The organism is Mycobacterium stomatepiae, assembly GCF_010731715.1.
GTDB classification, from domain to species: Bacteria; Actinomycetota; Actinomycetes; order Mycobacteriales; family Mycobacteriaceae; genus Mycobacterium; species Mycobacterium stomatepiae.
Map to the genome: position 1 here is coordinate 406,288 of NZ_AP022587.1, position 16,193 is coordinate 422,480.

At 64.8% G+C, this 16,193-nt stretch carries 14 protein-coding genes; 2 read left to right on the plus strand and 12 right to left on the minus strand.

Annotated features, from left to right (window positions below; genetic code table 11):
• The first annotated feature begins 132 nt into the window (after nt 1–132).
• Entirely contained in the window at nt 133–1,020 is an 888-nt protein-coding gene (locus G6N54_RS01970) for a universal stress protein (protein ID WP_163788357.1), read from the plus strand.
• Here the strand turns inward: G6N54_RS01970 and mhpA are convergent.
• From mhpA to G6N54_RS01985, 3 genes are read right to left on the minus strand one after another with little or no spacing between them, the layout of a single operon-like run.
• Nucleotides 1,001–2,551, minus strand: coding sequence for a bifunctional 3-(3-hydroxy-phenyl)propionate/3-hydroxycinnamic acid hydroxylase MhpA (gene mhpA, locus G6N54_RS01975; protein WP_232073246.1), 1,551 nt, complete (start codon nt 2,549–2,551; stop codon nt 1,001–1,003). The genes G6N54_RS01970 and mhpA overlap by 20 nt on opposite strands.
• A complete protein-coding gene (locus G6N54_RS01980; protein WP_163788358.1) occupies nt 2,548–3,483 on the minus strand; it encodes a fumarylacetoacetate hydrolase family protein in 936 nt (311 codons plus the stop codon). The genes mhpA and G6N54_RS01980 overlap by 4 nt, the downstream gene beginning before the upstream one ends.
• Nucleotides 3,480–4,610: a VOC family protein gene (locus G6N54_RS01985; protein ID WP_163788359.1), complete on the minus strand. Its 1,131-nt coding sequence runs from the start codon at nt 4,608–4,610 to the stop codon at nt 3,480–3,482. Before G6N54_RS01985 ends, G6N54_RS01980 begins: the two co-directional genes overlap by 4 nt.
• An 83-nt stretch (nt 4,611–4,693) precedes the next feature.
• On the opposite strand from G6N54_RS01985, the gene G6N54_RS01990 reads away from it, so the two are divergent.
• Nucleotides 4,694–5,344, plus strand: a complete 651-nt coding sequence (locus tag G6N54_RS01990) for a TetR/AcrR family transcriptional regulator (RefSeq protein WP_163788360.1) — start codon at nt 4,694–4,696, stop codon at nt 5,342–5,344.
• Nucleotides 5,345–5,352: 8 nt separating this feature from the next.
• On the opposite strand, the gene G6N54_RS01995 is transcribed toward G6N54_RS01990, so the two are convergent.
• The 9 genes from G6N54_RS01995 to G6N54_RS02035 form a co-directional block, all read right to left on the minus strand.
• A complete protein-coding gene (locus G6N54_RS01995) occupies nt 5,353–5,721 on the minus strand; it encodes a nuclear transport factor 2 family protein (RefSeq protein WP_163788361.1) in 369 nt (122 codons plus the stop codon).
• Nucleotides 5,722–5,960: 239 nt separating this feature from the next.
• Nucleotides 5,961–7,292, minus strand: a complete 1,332-nt coding sequence (locus G6N54_RS02000) for an acyltransferase family protein (protein WP_163788362.1) — start codon at nt 7,290–7,292, stop codon at nt 5,961–5,963.
• Between the two features lie 106 nt (nt 7,293–7,398).
• Nucleotides 7,399–7,890, minus strand: coding sequence for a type II toxin-antitoxin system Phd/YefM family antitoxin (locus G6N54_RS02005; RefSeq protein ID WP_163788363.1), 492 nt, complete (start codon nt 7,888–7,890; stop codon nt 7,399–7,401).
• Between the two features lie 201 nt (nt 7,891–8,091).
• A complete protein-coding gene (locus G6N54_RS02010) occupies nt 8,092–9,642 on the minus strand; it encodes an MCE family protein (RefSeq protein WP_163788364.1) in 1,551 nt (516 codons plus the stop codon).
• Nucleotides 9,636–10,820: a virulence factor Mce family protein gene (locus tag G6N54_RS02015; RefSeq protein WP_163788365.1), complete on the minus strand. Its 1,185-nt coding sequence runs from the start codon at nt 10,818–10,820 to the stop codon at nt 9,636–9,638. The genes G6N54_RS02010 and G6N54_RS02015 overlap by 7 nt, the downstream gene beginning before the upstream one ends.
• Nucleotides 10,817–12,340 (minus strand): virulence factor Mce family protein, encoded by a 1,524-nt coding sequence (locus G6N54_RS02020; protein WP_163788366.1) that lies wholly within the window; start codon nt 12,338–12,340, stop codon nt 10,817–10,819. Before G6N54_RS02020 ends, G6N54_RS02015 begins: the two co-directional genes overlap by 4 nt.
• Nucleotides 12,337–13,854, minus strand: coding sequence for a virulence factor Mce family protein (locus G6N54_RS02025; protein ID WP_163788367.1), 1,518 nt, complete (start codon nt 13,852–13,854; stop codon nt 12,337–12,339). The genes G6N54_RS02020 and G6N54_RS02025 overlap by 4 nt, the downstream gene beginning before the upstream one ends.
• Complete coding sequence (locus G6N54_RS02030) at nt 13,851–14,891, minus strand: virulence factor Mce family protein (protein ID WP_163788368.1); 1,041 nt, start codon at nt 14,889–14,891, stop codon at nt 13,851–13,853. The genes G6N54_RS02025 and G6N54_RS02030 overlap by 4 nt, the downstream gene beginning before the upstream one ends.
• Nucleotides 14,888–16,192 carry an MCE family protein gene (locus G6N54_RS02035; protein WP_163788369.1) on the minus strand — a complete coding sequence of 435 codons (1,305 nt, stop codon included), beginning with the start codon at nt 16,190–16,192 and terminating at the stop codon, nt 14,888–14,890. Before G6N54_RS02035 ends, G6N54_RS02030 begins: the two co-directional genes overlap by 4 nt.
• Nucleotide 16,193 lies beyond the last annotated feature (1 nt).

The window sequence follows — 16,193 nt, forward strand, 5'->3', positions numbered from 1 at the left end:
GCGTTAATTACGCCAACCTCGAACGTCTCGACGCGGCCAGCCAAGGTCCTCCGTCCCGGCGGTTGGGGACTAAAGTCTCACGACCGGCGTTTCGCCGGTCAATAGCGTTACTCCTGACGAAAGGAGTACGAAATGTCGGCACCTGTCAAACAACTCGGTATTGTCGTCGCAGTCGACGGCTCTCCCGCATCGAACGACGCCGTCGTCTGGGCGGCCCGCGCCGCGGCGCTGCGCAATATTCCGCTGACCCTGTTCCACGCGGTGGTGACTCCCACCTCGACGTGGCCGCCCGTTCCTTACCCCGACTCGCTGCTGGTGAAGTTGGAAGACGACTGCCGCCAGCAGCTTGCGCACGCGTTCAAGCTGGCCGAAGACGCGCTACCGGACAACCACAAGGTCGCCATCACGAAGGAGTTCGTGTACTCGAGTCCGGCGCTGGCCCTGATCAAGCTGTCCGACGACGCGGAGATGATCGTCGTGGGCAGCTCGGGTCGCGGATTGCTGGCTCGGGGTGTGCTGGGCTCGGTCAGTTCGACCGTCGTACGCCACGCCAACTGCCCGGTCGCGGTGATCCGCGACGAAGATGTGCCGGACCCGCAGCACGGCCCGGTCTTGGTGGGCGTCGACGGGTCACCGGCGTCCGAACTTGCCACGGCGATCGCGTTCGAACAAGCGTCTCTGCGCGGCGTGGATCTGGTGGCGTTACACGCCTGGAGTGACGTTGCGGTGCTGGGACTTCCCGCATTCGACTGGGAGGCGGTCGAGGACGAGGCCGAGCGCAGTCTCGCCGAAAACTTGGCGGGCTGGCAGGAACGCTATCCCGATGTCACCGTGCGCCGGTTGCTCGTTCGCGATCTGCCGGCCCAACAGCTCATTCAACAGTCGAAGTCCATCGAGGCGCAGCTGGTGGTCGTGGGCAGTCACGGCCGCGGTGGTCTCACCGGTCTGATCTTGGGCTCGGTCAGCAACACGGTGCTGCATTCGGTGCGCGCTCCCATCATCATCGCGCGACCGAGGTAGCGTCCCGGTCGAACGGGCCTTCGACGACGCCGGTCGCCCACGCGCACAGCGTGGAGACGTCGCGCCCGGCGCGTGCGACCGTTCGATCGGGGCGGATCACTGCGGCCGTGGCGCGCCCGTCGCGCAGCCAACGCGTGAGGGCGTCGCCCGGCCGGGCCACCAGCACGACGAAGCCGCGCCGGCGCAGAGCGGCTTCGTCGGCAGGGCCCAGCTTGCGGGTGGTGATCAGGGCGAAGCCGGTACCCAGCACGTCGTCGAGCCGGCGACCATCGCGCAGCCGCGGGTTCGGGCACAGCGTGCCGCCGAGTCGGCCGCGCGCTCTGCACACCAGCGCCGAAGACGCCAGCGCCGGCGTGGTCGAGTCGACGACCTTATCGCGCAGGCCCGGGAGCAGCCGCAGCCGGGGCAGCACCGCGCGGCGCAGCGCGTTGCCCACCCGGGCACCGCCGGTCATCGCGCGGCCGACGTTGAGCGCCAAGCGAATCAGGCTTCGGGTGTGCGGTTTCCGTTCCTGCTCATAGCTGTCCAGGACGGCCGGGGCCAGCGCGCCGTGCTGCACCCCGGCGATCTTCCAAGCGAGGTTCATCGCGTCGCGCACCCCGGCCCCCATGCCCTGCCCGATGAACGGGGGAGTCAGGTGCGCCGCGTCGCCGAGGAGGAAGACGTTTCCCCGGCGCCAGTTTTGGGCGATCTGGGCGCGAAACGTGTACTCCGCGACCCGCAGCAGCGTCAGATCGCGGTCCTCGACATCCGCGGTCCAGGGCCTGATCAGCGGCCGCAAGGCCGTCACGGAAGCGAAGTCGTCGGCACATTCGCCGGACAACAATTCGAACTCCCAGCGGTAGCGCGACGTTCCGATGCGCATGTAGGTCCCCGCGCGAGCCGGGTCGCACACCTGATGCACGCCCTCCCACTGGCCCAGGTCGGCGTCGGTGGCGACGTCGACGACCAGCCAGCGTTGGTTGAAATTCAAATCTCTTATCGCTGAGCCTATTTGGGTGCGCACCAGGCTATTGGCCCCGTCGCAACCCAACAGGTAATCGGAATCCACCTGGTGCACCGTGCCGTCGGTACGGTCGGTGAAGGTGACACGGATGTATTCTCCGGTGTCGGTCACGTCGGTGACCTCGGCGTGGCCGCGCAGCTCGGCGCGCGGGTAGCGCTTCAGGTTGGCCCGCAGCACGGCCTCCAGCTCGGGCTGGTCGAACATGTTGGCCTGTGGGAAGCCATTTCGGCTGCGGGAGGTGTCGCGGGTGAACTCGGCCAGCACGCGGAATCCATTGTCGAGCAGTCGCAAGCCCAGCGTCGGCCGCGAGATCGCCGCGAACTCGTCGGCAATGCCGAGCCGCGCGATGATGCGGTAAATCTCGTCGTCCAGGTGGACGGCACGTGGCTGTTGATACACGCTAGGCCAGCGATCCAGCACCAGGCTGTCCACGGCGTATTGCGCCAGCAGGGTGGCGGCGGTGATGCCGGTCGGCCCGGCGCCGACGATGACGACCGGAACGCGGCTAATAGCCTTAGGGCTCACGCGAATCGGACTGCATTACGCTGTGTTCCGAGGTCGATGGCTCCGTCGTCGGTGGCTACCGAGGCCTCTACGGTGTCGCCGTGCTGTAGGTAATTCGGATTGGCGGCCTGACGGCTGAAGAACACCTTCCATTTGAGGGAGGTCGGCAACAGGTTCCCGATCATGGCCAGGGGTTTGGGTGGCGCGCTGAGGGCGGTGCTGGCGGGTGTGCCGGTGAGCACCAAGTCGCCCGGCGCGAGTTCCTGGAATTGGGTGAGTGATTGGAGCGCCTGCAGCGGCCGATACAGCATGTCCCCATCGACCAGCGCGTTCTGCCGTTCTACGCCACTGACGCTCAGGCGCAGCCGCAGATCGCCGAAACGGGCGAGCTCGTCGGCGGTCAGCAGCACCAGCGCCGGCCCCACCGGAGTGAACGACGGATACGACTTGGCCTCGTAGAACTGGGTTTGCGGCAGCTGGACGTCGCGAGCCGACACATCGTTGGTCACGACCAGGCCCGCGATGTACTCGATCAAATTCGCGTCGGAGATGGTTGTGCCGATCGGAACTGCGCGCCCGATCACCAATCCGATCTCCACCTCGTAGTCGAGCAACTGGACGTGCGGGGGCTTGACGATCTCGTCGAACGGGCCGTTGATCGATGCCGAGGCCTTGCGGAAGAATGTCAGCGGAACCGACGCCGGATCCATGCCCGCGTCCCTGACGTGCGACTCAAAGTTGGTCATTTGAGCTACTACCCGGCACGGACGGGTCACGGGCGAGAGCAACGTGAGGTCCTCCACCGCGACGGTGTCCGCGGTCGCGGCGGCCTCGATCGCTGCCCGATCCGGCAGCAGCGCACCGGTCGTGGTCGCGGTCGTGTCGATCTTCGCCGCACCTGTCCCGGTTTTGAGCCACCAGGCGTCGGCAGTGCGCAGCACGGAAACGGTCATGATGTGGGTACTTTCAGTAGGCCGACGAGGCGGCTGATATCGAACTCGTTGCGGGCGCGAAGAGCGGTGATCATCGAAAACAGTTCGTGGCGAGCCGATTTCAGGTCGGTTCCGAGGAAGTCTTTGGTCGCTGCCGGCCCCCACTGGGCCAGGCCCGACGCACTGAACGGCGCCCAGCCGGGTTCGACCGTGTTGTCGAACAGGTCGCCGTCGGCGAAGTGCTCGACCAGCAAGCCGTCGGGATCGCGCCAATAGTCGAAGATCTGGCTGCCCTGGATGTGTCTGCCGATTCCCCACGACCGGAAGTAACCACGCTCGCGCAAGTATTCGCCGCCCGCCGCCAGGGCATCGAGATCGCTGACCTGATACGCCGAATGGACGTAACGGTTCGCCGGGCCGAGTGCGAGTGCCAGCGTGTGGTGGTCGGCGGGTGTCGATCCCCGATCGCAGCGGATGAAGCTCATTGTCGGCCCGCGCTCGCGCTGCCCGGGAAAAAACAGGAAGTCGCTGACGACCATCCCCAGGTTGTCCAGATACCAGCTGAGGGTTTCCAGATATTTCGTCGTCTGCAGCACCAGATGGCCCAGCCGCTGTACCCGGGCGGGGACGCGTGCCGGACGCTGGCCGGTGTTGATGCGTTGCGGGTGTTCTCCGAAGTTGAACGGGTGGGGCTGTTGGGCGGGTAGCTCCGGCAGCTGGTGCATGCCGGCGACCACGCGGACCGGCATCCCGCTCGGGTCGATCAGGTCGACCGACAGGCCGCCGAGGGTCTCCGGCAGCGGCCGCGCGCGAGTGTCGCATCTCTCGGCCAGTCGCAGCACGTCGGCTTCGTCGCCGGCCCGAAAGGCCGTGGCGCGCAAGCGCGTTCGCGACCCCTGCCGCACGATAACGCACGGTGCGCCCGCCTGGGTGCCGCGCAGCTGAACTTCGTCGGGAGTGCGCTGCGCCGCCTGAAACCCGAAGGCGCGCGCGAATGCCTCGGAGCGGGCCAGGTCCGGCTTCTCGAATTCCAGCCACGCGATGTCGACGACCCGGATCACCGGATCGCGGGACCGGCCGGTGTGCTCGCCGGGGAGCGCGCCCTGCTCACTGTGCAGGTCCCGGTGCTTGCTTGCTTGAGCAAACATAACTGACAAAATCGTCACATACGAGATAACGCTCGGTCAAGGGTTTCTGACGAATTCTTCAAAAGTGATGCATACTCTTTGGGATGAGCGTGCTGCCCGAGAAAGCCGATCCGCCCAATCGCTTGGGGCGGCGCAAGCAGCGCACCCGGGCGGCACTGATCAGGGCCGCGCAGCGGCTGATCGCCGAGGGAAAACTCAACGTCCCGGTGCTCGAGATCACCCAGGCCGCCGACGTCGGGATGGGCTCCTTCTACAACCACTTCGACAGCAAGGAGCAGTTGTTCGAGGCCGCCGTCGCCGACGTGCTCGATGCGCACGGGGCGATGCTGGACCGGGTCACCGAAGCGATCGAAGATCCGGCCGAGACCTTCGCCGCGAGCTTCCGGTTGACCGGGAGGCTATTTCGCCAGCGGCCGCAGGAGAGCGAGATCCTGCTGACGCACGGACCGGCATTGCTGTCGTCCGACCGTGGTCTGGCTCCGCGCGCGCTGCGCGACATCAAGGCCGGCGTCGATGCCGGCAGGTTCGACGTCGACGACCCGGAACTCGCCCTCGCGATGGCCGGCGGGGCGCTGTTGGGGCTCGGAAAGCTGCTGCGTGACGACCCGCGCCGCGACGACGCACATGCGGCCGACACCGTCACCGAGAATGTGCTGCGCGTGTTCGGGCTCAGTGCCGACGAGGCCCGCGAAATCTGCCGCCGTCCGCTGCCCGACGCGTTCACCGAGGCCTGAGCCGTGGATCACATGTAAATCGGTGTCACGTCGAAGAAGACGCGATAGTCGTCGATTTTTCCGTCACCGTTCGTGTGATAGATCGTCGCGACGGGAAGGCTCACCTCAGTGCCGTCCTTGCGTTGATACGTAGCTTCGACGTGAGCGATCGTGTCGTCGCCGACCTCCCAGACGCGCATCAGCGTGTGCTTGAGTCCCGCGATGGTGTCGAAGAAGTCTTTGGCACCGCGTTTGATCGCTTCCTGACCGACATATGGGGCTTGGTTGCCGAATACCACCCGGGCACCTTCGGCGAAGAGGGTGGCTAGCTTGTCGACATCCATGGTGTCGACGATGTCGAAAACCAATTGCGGCTGTGGGTGATTCAGCTCAGTCATGTCACAACGCTAATCATGGTCGTGGGACTGACGGCTCAATCGGCCGCGCTGACAACGGGCGATGTGGAGCCCGGCCTCAGCGATTACGGGTGTCGATCGACCCCAAGGTTGCACAGCCCGGGCATTCCAGGTGGACCCGCGTCGCATGATTGTCCAGCGGATACTGCCAATACGAAGGCTGCTACGGCACCCCGCACACTCGTTGCGGCCCCAGTCGCAAATGGGGCAGGCGACCGGTCTTACCTCATCGTGGCTGCGGGATCGGCGAGCCGTGGGCTTAGCTGTTTGGGCCGAAGCGCAACCAGGGCCGCCCCGACCGTGAAGACCAGCACGTTCACCCATGGCAGGCGCCCATCTGGCGCGAAACCCAGGTAGGCGAAAATGTGCAGGCTAAAGGCGGTCATCAGCACCCCGGCCCACATCATGACTTCGCCCCAGCGGACTGTCAGCGGTACACCGAACATGGGCAGTGGTGCGGCGAAAACGCGTCGCTGCCACCACAACAGCACCATTTCGATCGCCGTCACCAAACCCAGGATGACCACCCACTCCAGCCGAGCCAGCCACCACGCCGCCGTTCCCTCCGTGGGCTGGGGTAAGAGCCCGGCCGGGTAGGCGACAACCGCAACGATGACCACCGGGATCATGTGCCATAGGTAGAGCGCCATCACATTGTCATTCGCCACCGACAGCACCCGCTTGACGAAGCCGGCGCGCAGTGCGCGGTTAAGCGCCGGCGCGAGCGTCATCACCAATCCGGCTTGCGCGCACGCGAAGGCAAGCATCGCGACGGTTGGCGGAGTCGTGTTCTGCACCGCTTGGCCGGGAACGCCGATCATGCTGACCGGATACCGTGCCAGCCAGATCAACAGCGCCAGGGCGATCGCGGATCCCGCCGCGAGCAGCATTGACCTGCGGCCGGCCAGTAGCCCTGCGCGCCAGGCGATTCCGAGCTGGTAGAGCGTCCCCCAACATAGGAAGTAATTCAGCCATCCGACATAGGGCACATGACCGACGAGGGTGGCGATGTCGAGTAGCGCGACACTTACCGCCGATACGGCCGGTACCCAGAGGCCCCAGCGGGTTTGTGCCGCAATAGCAATGGGCGTCAGCGATACCACCACCACGTAGACGGCCAGGAACCACAGGTGCATCGCCACGGCCCAACCCGCGTACTCCAGAATCGAGCCGGGGACGCCGGAGGTGACCAGCACCGTCACCACGACCGATACCAGCGCGATGTACACCGAGGTGGGGCCGAGCACCCGGGCCAGTCGATGCCGAAGCCAGACTTCTCGGGAGAAGCCGCCGGCACCGCGCCGATGGGTCCATGACACAGCACCGGCGTAGCCGGCGGCCAGGAAGAACACCGGTACTGCCTGGAAGATCCAGGTCAGCCACTGCGTCCAGGGGATGTCGATGAGCGGATTCTCGCGACCGAACTGCCCGTCGTGATACGTCACGGATCCGGCCAACCAATGCCCCAGCACGATCAGCACCACGCCCGATGCGCGGTAGAAATCCACCGCGAGGTTGCGGCCCGGACGAGAGGCGGTGTTTGCGTGATCCATCAGATCGCGGGAAGTTCGACGCCGTGCACACGGTCACGGTACCCGCAGCCGTGGCATCGCATCGATTTGTGTGGTTGCGTGAAGCCAATTTTCATGGTGCCGATGATCAGGCTCCAGCCGCCGTAGTACTCGCGGCCGAGACGATGCGCGCAACCAACTCGCCGCCCCGGATGATCTCGATCGTCTGCCCGGCCGCAACCCTGTCGAAATAGCGCCCCGCACGCTTGCGAAGCTCGTCGAGTTCGATCCGCCGACCGGCGTCGGCCTGCGTCGAGGTTGTCACCGAATCACCCGCCGGGACAATGTGTGCGAGTAACCTGCCGCCCCGGACAACGCAAATCGTTTCCCCGGCCACCACTTGATCGAGGCACCGTCCGGCACGGGTCCGCAGTTCGTCCAGCCCGACCCATCCGCTGGCATCGGAGGTCAGGGCCACCGAACGCGCCGGAATCGGAGCCACCCTGTAGTCACCGACCGGCACGATTCGTGCCACCAGCTTGCCGCGACGCACGACCTCGATCGTCTCCCCGAGAGCAACCCGCTCGAGGTAGGTACAGGCATGGCTCCGGAGTTGACCCAGGCCAATCACTTTCCGCATTGAGTTCCGATCCCTGTGTTCGCCGGCCGATCGTGGGTGTCGAACTCGATCAGTATATGACTGTACGTGCGGTCAGTATCAATGAACACGTGGGAACCAAGTCGGGCGGGCGCGAAAATTGGTGTAGATCAGTCGGATTGACGCACCATAACTCGCGCCGGCGTAATCATCGCGCCGCTGAGCACGGGTCTGCGGCCATGCTCAGCCGACCGGAGCCAGCATGTCCTTCCAGCCGTCGTCGCCGGTCTTGCTCGAGTTTTGGACCAGATACCGGACACCGTCGGGCCCTACCAACTCGCCGCTCTGTGGAGCGTAAACGGCCGGGGGAAGCCCGCTGGGGCGGTAGACGCAGGGATTTGGTTGCTGTCCATTGCATTCGACCGTTCCTGATCCCGGCCGCTGTAGCACGTCGCTGATCGGCGGAGGCGTCCCGGCAACGCGGTCGGAAGGCGCCGGATTGAGACCGTTGTTGATCGATGGACCGGGTATCACGAGACCGGGTTTCACCGGCTGGTCGCAGCGCGCCGCCGGCGCCGGGCAGGTCAGGATCTGGTTCGGGTCGCCGTACCACGGGTTGGTGCCAGACGGAACATACGGTTTGGGGTCGCGGCACTCCCGCGGCGTGGCAGCGCGTTTACCGGGGACGTCGACACACGGAATGTTGCGTGCGCCGCGCACGGCGTTGGAGGGAGCGTCCTGCGGGATTTTGCAGTATGTTCCCGACGGCATCGGCGCCAGGCTGGTGTCCGCCGGAGACCGCCATTGCGACGCCGGGAGAAAGCCGGTCAGGCAGGGTGGCGGTTGGTTGATCGTCAGCGAAGTGCCAAGCGATGCGTAACCCGGGAAGGGGGTTGTAACTGCCTGGCCTTCTGACGCGCCCTGCGGATAGGCGACCAGCAGTTGTTCGACGCCCTTGTGGTAACGCTTGAGCATATCCAGCACGATCTCGAGGTTCGCCAGCGTCTGCGGCAGTGAGTCCCTGACATCGCCGAACACATCGTTGACCTGATCGGCGGTCGGCGCTGCATGGGTCAGGATGCTTTGCAACTGCTGGTCGTTTTCCGCGCTCTGCGTGGCCAGGATGTCCAGGTTGTGTGACCAGCTCAGGATCGAATCACCCGAATTGACTTGGCTTTCGATGACGGGCCCCGAGTTTTGGATGATGTCGTTGACGTCGCCGATGTTGGCCTTGAAGTCGCCGGCGATCGCCTGTGTCGCATCGACCAGTCGTTGCAGCGCGGGGCCCAAACCGCCTACCGCTTGGGCTGTTTCATCAAGCAACGAGGCGATCTTCTCCTTGGGCAGTACGGCCAAGCCGCGATTTGCGGCGTCCAGCGCCGGCCCTATCTCGGTGGGCACGGTGCCTTTGGTGATCGTCTGCCCCGGCGAGAAGTATTGGGCCGGGTTGCCTAGCGATACCAGGTCCAGATACTGCTCGCCGACCGCAGAAACCGAATGCACATTCGCCGACGCGTCAATCGGGATCTGGTAGTTATCGGCGATACTCATCGTCACCCGAGCGCCCGTCTCGGTAGGTTCGACCGCGGTGACCGTGCCGATCGTTGCACCGCGATAAGTCACGTTGGCCGTTTTGTACAGACCGCCCGAGACGGGAAGGTCCGCCTTCAGCGTGTACTGGCCAATCCCCGCAGCGGTGGGAATCTGCAAGTAGTACCACCCCAACGCAATCGCCGTGATCACGCTCAGGATGCTGAAGATGATCAGTTGGCGCCAGATGAAGCGGGTCAGCATTGCCTGTCCGCCCTTTCGACCAACGGGCCGCCCGGGGCATCGTTGGGGTTCGGCGTGTATCGGACATCGGGGATCATGGTTTCGGGGTCGCGGCCCCACGATTGCTCGAGCGCGCGCAGCGCCCCGGAGAGTCCGGTGCCGGTGAGGACCGCGTTGTCGACGGAGCTCAGCGTCAGGTCGAGCGTCAGCGACAGGTTGAAGTAGTCGCCACGAAATGCCTTCGGTACGGCGTCGACGTCGAACGGCCGCACCAGGATCAGCTTGAGGGCGCGGATCAGATACGGCGAGGCACGGCCGAGTTCGCGCAACGGGCACTGCAGCGACAGCAGGTCGGAGTGCAGGTCACCCCGCGACGCGGACAGGTACTCGGCGGCGAGCCGGCTGAGCCGTCCTGTCGCGTCGACCGCGTCGATCAACAGTTGCTGCTTGTCGGCGAAATGTTTGAGCAGTGGCGGGAATTCGGTGAGGACTCGATCCAGAACGTCGGTGCGGGAACCCACATAGGCCAATAGCCGGTTGGTGGAATCGATGGCCCGGGTGATGTCCTCGCGTTGCTCGTCGAGCCGGGCGGTGAAGGTGTCGAGCTTGCCGAGGAAGGCCCGGATCTGGTCGGCACGGCCGTTCAGGATGTTGTAGACCTCGTTCTGCAGCACTTCGAGGTTGGGGATGCCGCCCCCGCGCAGGATCAGGGCGAGACTGGCCAGCGTCTGCTCGGTCGTCGGGTATGCGGACGAGTTCTTCAGCGGGATCGTGTCACCGTCCCGCAACGACTCCGCTGACGGGTTAGGTGGTGCGGCCAGCTCAATGTGCTGAGAACCCAAAAGGCTGGTCTGCCCGATCTTGGCGGTGGCGTTCTTGGGTAACTTGACGTTCCTGTCCAGCCTTAGCGTCAGTGTGGCGACCCAGTTCTTCAGTTGGATCGCGCGCACCGTGCCGACAAAGACATCGGCCACCCGCACCCGGCTGTTGTCGTTGAGGGCCAGCGTGTCCGGCATCTGCACGTAGACGGTGTAGGAACCGGGCCCGCTGCCCGGGCCGCCGGGCATCGGGACATTCGCGATTCCGTGCCATTTCCCGCATGAGGTGAGTACGACGACAGCGCCCAGCAGGACCATCCCCTGCCAGAATCGGTGTCGAGTACGAGAACCTAACTCGCGCAACGTGTTAACGCCCTTCATGAGCCCTGCCCCGTCGTCGCCACCGCCTGCGCCGATGGCGGCGGCGGGATCGGCACCGGCGGCGGGTTCTGCCCTATGACCGGTGCGATCGGGTTCTCGTCGTACGCATTCGGCGGTCCGGGTGGGGTTTGCAGCGTGGGTGGCGGGGGAGCGGCGTCGGCGCCACCCATCAGTTCGGCCAGGGATTCGGGGGTCAACAGTCCCGCGGTGATCGGGCCTACCTGGATGCCCTGCATCCCCGGCGCGACAACCCAGCCGGGCTGGGTGTTGCGGTGCGACAGCGGGGTGTCGGGCACCCAGATCCCGGGCACCGTGGTGTCCTTGTACCCGTTCGGCGGCTGCAGCCGGGCCTCGGAGTAGGCGACTTCCTTGGGCAGCGTCTCGGCTGTGCTGAACAGGTTTAGCCCGAACGGCACGTAGTTGAACTTGATCGCATCGAGAATCGGCGCCAGGTACTGCGCGCAGAGTTCGGCGGATTCCTGATACCCAAGTCGGCTACCGGCCTGAATCATGCTGCAAACGAACTGCATTGGGTTCGCGAAGTTAGGGATCGCCGGGATGGACATGACCGCGCCGTGCGACGGGTGATAAATCTGGCTGAGGTTCGTCTCCAGCGTCGGCAAGACGTGCAGGGCGGTCTCCAAGCCATTCAACGGCTCGGGTTGGACCAGTGTGGTGGTCAGGTTGGCGAGGTTGTCGACGTCGCGCGCGAGCACCTGGCGGTTTTTCGCCAGGAACGGCCGCAGTGTGGCGATCAGGCTGTCGAACTGCTGTAGCGCATCAGCCAGGTCCCGATCGGAGCCGGTCAAACTGTCGGTGAACCGGGCCAGGTTGTTGTTCAGCGCTACGAACTGCTGGTCGTCTTTGTGCAGCGCGTTGACGAACAGCGCCAGGCTGTGCACGACCGCGAAGAAGTCGCCACGGCCCTGGTTCAGCGCGGTCAACGACCGCGACAGGCTGTCCAGCGTGGTGTTGATCTGCTTGCCCTTGCCCGCCAGGCCGTCGGCGTACGCCGCGATGAGATCACCGAAGGGGCCTTTGGGCTGTTCGGGCGTCGGGCCGAGCTCGTTGATGGTGTTGGCGACGCTCTCACGCAGCTGGTCGAATTCCGTGGGCACCTGCGTGCGCTCGATGGGGATCACCGCGTTGTCGCCCATCACCGGGCCACCTTTATAGGGTGGCTCCAATTGAATGCTCCGCGACGCCACCAGGGTGGGGTTCACGACCACGGCGGACGCGTTGGCGGGCACCTTGTATTTGTTGTCGTAGTGGAACGTCACCTTCATTTTGCCGCCGGCCGGTTCGATCTTGTCGACTGAACCCACCCGGACACCCATGATCTGGACTTTGTCCCCCGAATACAGCGCGTTCGCCGTTGGGAGATAAGCGATTACGGTGTTCGTGGTCAACTTCTGGTAGAGCTGCCAGCCCACGAACCCCGCGGCCAGCGCCAGCACCACGACCAGGGCCCCGATCACCTTTCGGGACCGCAGGTTCCGGGTGGCGAAGATGTCGTTCAATTCTGGCTACCTCCGGTGATGCCGCTGCCCCCGGTACCGCCGGGGTTGATCAATGGCGCCGGCAGTCCAGGCGGGAACGTCGACGGAGGCAAGGTGGGTCCAGCCGGTTGTAGGTTCTCGGTGCGCGCTCCCGGCGGGGCGTTAATCGGTAACGGCACCGGTGTGCCCGGGACGTCTGGAGGTGGCTCACCAGGGCGCCCGGCGATCGGGATCCCCGGTGTCGGCGGCAGGCCGTTCGCGTTCGGTGGCGACGTTTGCACGTCGATCGGTGCCGGGAAATTGCCGCCGAATGGCCCGACGTCAATACCCTTGCAGGGCAGCGGGTCCCACGGCCGTGGCGGAGTGCCCGGCCCCGGCGCATACGAACACGCCGTTCCCGGCGGGACAGCCGGGCCCGGATGATCCGGCGTGCCTTCGGACACCGGGGGTGCGGGTGGCGGCGCGCCGTTGGGGAACCGGGTGCCGTTGGGGTCGGGCCAGCGGAACTCGGGCAGGCCCGCGCTGCGCCAGAAATCCTCGGGGTCGATACCGCGCTTCTTGAAGGCGGCATCGACGGAAGGCTGCAAGACCCAGTACGGCAGCAGATTGGACAGGACTATCTTGAAGTACGGTCCGGATGCGACAGATTCGCCCAGTGATGCGGCGAATTGACTTACATACGTGAGGGTTTGCGCTAGATCATCCTTACGTGCGACCAGCACGTCGGACAGGGCGTGCAACTGCTCCAGCACGCGATTCAGGTCCGGATTGTCGTTGATGAATCCCTGCACCTGGGTCGAGAAGGCCGAAATGTTCTGCAGCAGAGCGTCGATGGCCCGTCCGCGTTCGTTGAACGCGGCCAGCAGTGTCTTGGCGTTGACCAGCAGACGGTTGACTTGTTCGCTGCGGTCGCCGAGCACGCTGGCCACCTGGTTGGCCTGAGCGAGCAGGTGCTTGACCTGTTCGTCGCGCTTGCCGATGGTGTCGGAGAATTTCGCCAAGCCGTCGAGGGCGGGGTTCAAGTGCGGGTAGGTTTGATCGATGGTCTGCGACAACACGTTCAGCGACTGCTTGACGCTGTCGATGTCCCAGCCAGCGGCGGCCTTGTTGACATCGAAGACGGCGTCATAGAGCTGATAGGGAGTGGTGCTCTGGCCCAGCGGCAACACCCCTCCGGGGCGCAACGTCCGGGTTCCCCTCGGCTCGATCTCGAGCACCTTCTTGCCCAGGATGGTATCGGTCTTGATCGCGAGCCGACTCTCGGTCCCGATGGTGTTGGGGCCGATGGAGAACTTGATCACGACGTGGTCGCCGTCGATGTCGAGCGCTTGCACGGTGCCGACATTCACCCCGGAGATGCGCACCTTGTCGTTCTTGTTGAGTTGACCGGTGTCGGCGAACTGCCCGTAGTAGCTGGGGCTGGCGAACAGCATCGGGACACTGGTGAAGCTCTGGCCGACGGCCACGACGAGCACCAGCACGCCGATGCCCATCAGGCCGACCCGGCCGCGGCTGAATTCCGTCAGAGTTCTCATTGCGGCGTGCACCTACCCGTGGGCTGCTGCCAGATCCGGACCGTGCGGACCGGGCCGCCGGGCTGCAGTCCGTTCCACTTGATCGTGAGGTCGCAGAGGTAGAAGTTCACCCAGTCGCCGTACAGGCCGATACTGCGGCCGATCAGATTGAGCGCGGTCGGCGTCTTGTGGATCAGATCGGCCAGCTGATCTTTTTGGTCGACCAGCGGCTGCTGAAGAGCCTCAAGGTAGTTGATCTCCTTGTGCAGCAAAGCGCGGTTGTCCGCCAGCAGCTCGGCCACCGTTCCCGCGGCGTTGCTGATGTCGGCCGTCCCGGTGGCCAGGGGATCGGCGTGGTTGCGCAGCCCGGTGATCAATTTCTCGAAGTTGTCTATCGCCTGGTCGAATTCCTTGCGATGGCGAACCGTGGTGTCCAGCACGATGTTCAGGTTCTTGACCACCTCGCCGATCGCCTGGTCACGTTCAGCGAGGTGCTCGGTCAGCCGCGCGGTCTGGTCGAGGATGTCGTTGATGGTGCCGCCCTGACCCTGAAACACGTTGATGATCGCCGAGGCGATGGTGTTGACCTTCTCCGGATCGAGCGCTCGGAATAGCGGCTTGAATCCACCGATCAGGGCGTCGAGATCCAGCGCAGGCGACGTTCGAGACAGCGGGATGAATCCACCCGGCGGCAGAACCCGGTCGGCGTCTTCGCCTTCGCCGCGTTTGAGTTCCAGATAGCGGTCGGCGAACAGGTTGAGATAGCGGATCTGGGCGGTTGTCGACTGATACAGCGGTATCGAGCGGTCGACGGCGAAGTCCACCCGCACCCGGGTGCCGCCCTCGACCAGCTGCACCTTTTTGACCTTGCCGATCTCCACTCCGGAGGCGCGAACGAACTGACCGTCCTTCAGCCCGGTGGCGTTGCTGAACTCCGCGGAATAGTTGTTGGTGCTGTTGAAGCGCATCTGGCCGAACACCACGACGATCGACACGGTGATCAGCAGCAGCACCGACGAGACGATGCCGAGCTTGATGGCGTTGCCGGTGGTGTTCATGGGTTGATCGTGTTGTCCCCGACCTGGCGGCCCCACACGTACTCGATCGCGTACGGAGAGCCGGTCTCCAGGTGGTTGTACGGCGCAAGACTGGCGCCGGTGTCGACCACCAAAGACGGCGCCGGCCACAGGTCGTGGGTGATCGCTTGCCAGCAACCCGGTGCGCCGCCGGGACCGCCCCTGGCGTTCACCCGCGGCAGATTGTCCGGATACACATAGGGATTCGGTGCTCCACCCACCACGCCGGCTAGCCCGAGGAGCCCCATCGTGGCCACCGTACCGGTCAGTCCAGGCAGGGTCAGCAGGCCTCCCAAGCCCGACGTCAGCTCGGTCATGGTGTGCAATGCGTAGCCGTTTCCGCCGCCCGTCGTCTCGTAGGCATGGGGCTCTTCGTCGTAGTAGTTGCGCACGGTGCAGAAGATCTCGGGGCTGTAGGTGTCGAGCAGCTGGGCGGTGGGCAGCAGATCGGCCGCGCCGCGCTGCAGGTACGGGCCGCCGCGGGCGACGATGTCAGCTCCGGTGTTGCCGAATCCGGTCGCGGCCAACAACGCGGCGTCCAGATCGGCTTCCTGCTCGTGCAGCGTGCGCGCCGTGATCACCGCGTTGTTCAGGGCGTCGAACAGGTCCGGTGCCGCGCCGGCGTAGGTGTCGCCCAGTGCCGCGAGCCGTTGAATGTCGTGTCGGATCTGCGGGATTTGTGGATTGATGTCGTCGAGGATGGCGTTGGCGTTGACGATCGACTGCCCGAATTTGTCGCCCAATCCGGTGAATGCTGCTGCCGCCGCCAGCGTCAGGTTCACCTTGACGGGGTCCACCTTCTCGGTGATCGAGTTGAGCGTCTCGAACAGCGTATTGAACTCGGTCGTCACCGACCTCGCATCAATCACCTGTTGTGGTGTGATACGTTGCGTTGTCGGGTTTTTCGGCGAGGTCAGTGACACATACTTGTTGCCGAACACCGTCGTGGCCGCGATGTTGGCGTCCACATTGGCCGGAATCAGCTTGATGTACTTCGGATTTACATCCAAGACGAACTTGGCGGCCGGTACTCCGTCACGCTGAACTTCCGAAATGCTGGCCACTCGGCCGATTTCCGCGCCGTTATAGGTGACCTTCGACCCGGGATCCATCACCAAACCGGCCCTCGGCGCGACCATCGTCAGTGTTGTGTTCGGCGTGAGCTCGCCGCGAAATTGCAACCATACGAGTGCCAATACCAGTGCAGCGATCGCGAAGAACAACGCCGCCGCGGTCTTGTACGGCGGGGTACGCGGCGGGTTCTGCTTCGGCGGGGTCGTCATG

Excerpts from the sequence above, each read along its gene's own strand:
- G6N54_RS01970 (WP_163788357.1), top strand. The coding sequence starts at position 133 with ATGTCGGCACCTGTCAAACAACTCGGTATTGTCGTCGCAGTCGACGGC.
- G6N54_RS01980 (WP_163788358.1), bottom strand. The coding sequence starts at position 3,483 with ATGACCGTTTCCGTGCTGCGCACTGCCGACGCCTGGTGGCTCAAAACC.
- G6N54_RS01985 (WP_163788359.1), bottom strand. The coding sequence starts at position 4,610 with ATGTTTGCTCAAGCAAGCAAGCACCGGGACCTGCACAGTGAGCAGGGC.
- G6N54_RS01990 (WP_163788360.1), top strand. The coding sequence starts at position 4,694 with ATGAGCGTGCTGCCCGAGAAAGCCGATCCGCCCAATCGCTTGGGGCGG.
- G6N54_RS01995 (WP_163788361.1), bottom strand. The coding sequence starts at position 5,721 with ATGACTGAGCTGAATCACCCACAGCCGCAATTGGTTTTCGACATCGTC.
- G6N54_RS02000 (WP_163788362.1), bottom strand. The coding sequence starts at position 7,292 with ATGGATCACGCAAACACCGCCTCTCGTCCGGGCCGCAACCTCGCGGTG.
- G6N54_RS02005 (WP_163788363.1), bottom strand. The coding sequence starts at position 7,890 with ATGCGGAAAGTGATTGGCCTGGGTCAACTCCGGAGCCATGCCTGTACC.
- G6N54_RS02010 (WP_163788364.1), bottom strand. The coding sequence starts at position 9,642 with ATGCTGACCCGCTTCATCTGGCGCCAACTGATCATCTTCAGCATCCTG.
- G6N54_RS02015 (WP_163788365.1), bottom strand. The coding sequence starts at position 10,820 with ATGAAGGGCGTTAACACGTTGCGCGAGTTAGGTTCTCGTACTCGACAC.
- G6N54_RS02025 (WP_163788367.1), bottom strand. The coding sequence starts at position 13,854 with ATGAGAACTCTGACGGAATTCAGCCGCGGCCGGGTCGGCCTGATGGGC.
- G6N54_RS02030 (WP_163788368.1), bottom strand. The coding sequence starts at position 14,891 with ATGAACACCACCGGCAACGCCATCAAGCTCGGCATCGTCTCGTCGGTG.
- G6N54_RS02035 (WP_163788369.1), bottom strand. The coding sequence starts at position 16,192 with ATGACGACCCCGCCGAAGCAGAACCCGCCGCGTACCCCGCCGTACAAG.